General features: G+C 59.6%; 1 protein-coding gene. It reads left to right on the forward strand.

Going from position 1 to position 2,021, the window contains the following annotated elements; all coding sequences use genetic code 11:
• Window positions 1–351 precede the first annotated feature (351 nt).
• Entirely contained in the window at window positions 352–1,755 is a 1,404-nt protein-coding gene (locus HMPREF0178_RS08910) for an NAD(P)/FAD-dependent oxidoreductase (RefSeq protein WP_009380270.1), read from the forward strand.
• Window positions 1,756–2,021: the final 266 nt, after the last annotated feature.

The following is a 2,021-nucleotide window of genomic DNA, read 5'->3' on the forward strand; positions in this document are numbered from 1 at the left end:
CCTCCCCCTTCCCCTCCCAAGATTTTTGACCTTATAGAATCCCTGTTCACGGTTTTCCCTGTTTGTCAAAGAAAGGCAGGGAAGGGGGAATGCTCGTGGCGTGCGGAGAAACGCATTGAAGGCCGGCAGGCGATGTTGGAAAGCATTGTCTCGCGGGCTTTTTTTGTGATGAGGGAAGTATTTTTTGAAGGGTGGATGTTGTTCCGTATGGGGCGGCGGAACCGGGGAGTGATGGAATCCGGCGGGCGTTTGACAGGTGTTCCGAAACCGTGCATGGTTATCCTACGATCCCGCGCCTGCGGGCTTTTTCTTGTCTTCCCCGCTTATTCCATCCTTTTTGGGAGGATTTTTATGTCGAACACGTTTGATGTCATCATCGTGGGCGGCGGCCCTGCCGGGCTGTTCGCGGCTTGGTGGCTGGCCGACCATTCGGATTTGTCGGTGTGCATTGTGGAGCGCGGCAACATGGTCAAGAAGCGCGGCTGTCCGCTCGGCAAGGCCAAGAAATGCATGAAGTGCGACCCTTGCCACATCCTTTCGGGGATGGGCGGAGGCGGGCTGTTTTCGGACGGTAAGCTGAACTTCATCCACAAGCTCGGCAAGACCGATCTCACCCAGTTCATGCCCCGTTCCGAAGCGGAAAGCCTTATCGAAGAGACGGAGGCCATTTTTGACCGCTTCGGCATGACGGCCCCGGTATTCCCCTCGGACATGGAGAGCGCCAAATCCATCCGCAAGGAAGCGAAAAAGCACGGCATTGATCTGCTGCTCATCCGTCAGAAGCATCTGGGGAGCGATTGCCTGCCGAATCATATCGATGGCATGTGCGAAGCGCTCCATGAGCGCGGCGTGTCCATCCGCACGGGAGAGGATGTCAGGCACGTCATCGTTGAGGGCGGCGAAGTACGCGGCCTGATCACCGACAAGGGAGAATTGCGCTGCCGGGCCGCGATCCTTGCGCCGGGCCGCGTGGGGGCGGACTGGATGGGCGACATGGCCAAGAAGTACGGCATGGAGCTCCAGCAGCGCGGCATCGAAGTGGGCGTGCGTGTGGAAACGCACAACGACGTGATGTCGGATCTCACCAACGTTATTTACGATCCTACTTTTTTTGTGCAGACGCAGCGTTACGACGATCAGACGCGCACGTTCTGCACCAACCCCGCCGGGTTCATCACGCTTGAGAATTATCAGGATTTCGTGTGCGTGAACGGGCACGCCTACCGCAACCGGAAGTCGGACAATACGAACTTCGCGTTCCTGTCCAAGGTGATCCTGACCGATCCCGTGTCCGACAGCCACGGGTACGGCGTCGCCATCGGCAGGCTCGCCTCGCTCATCGGCGGCGGCAAGCCCATCCTCCAGCGCCTCGGGGATCTGCGGCGCGGGCGGCGTTCAACATGGCAGCGCATCCATAACGGCTACGTCGAGCCCACCTTGACCGAAGTTACGCCCGGCGACATCGCTATGGCGCTGCCGGGCCGTATCGTGACCAACCTTGTGGAAGGGCTGGAGCAGCTCAATCTGGTCGTGCCGGGCATCGCCGACGATTCGACCTTGCTCTACGCGCCGGAGATCAAGTTCTTCTCCACGCAGGTCGCCACATCCAGCGATCTTGAAACATCCGTTTCCAACCTTTTCGTGGCGGGCGACGGCCCCGGCGTGTCCGGTAACATCGTGTCCGCAGCCGCCACCGGCATCATCCCGGCCAAGGCCATCGTGAAGAAGTTCGGGAAGGGCGAAGGGAGGGAATAGAAGATTAGGGAAGGGAGGGGAAGCCCTTCTTCAGAAGGCTTCCCCTCCCTTCCCCAAACCCCCATCCCTCCCCTCCCAAGACTTTCACAAACGGGGCGGGCAGCGGGCGGGACGGCGCGAAAGCCCGGCCTTGATGCAAGTTCCCCGGAGCCGCAATGCAAAGCCTGAACGGGTTTCGTTCGGGCTTTGTTTTTACAGGGAAAACCGGCAGTGGGGATTCGATAAGGTCGAAAGTCTTTGGAGAGGGGGGGGGAGAGGTTTGGAGA

Source organism: Bilophila sp. 4_1_30 (genome assembly GCF_000224655.1).
Lineage (GTDB): Bacteria > Desulfobacterota > Desulfovibrionia > Desulfovibrionales > Desulfovibrionaceae > Bilophila > Bilophila wadsworthia.

Coding starts and splice junctions, on each gene's coding strand:
- HMPREF0178_RS08910 (WP_009380270.1), top strand. CDS start 352: ATGTCGAACACGTTTGATGTCATCATCGTGGGCGGCGGCCCTGCCGGG.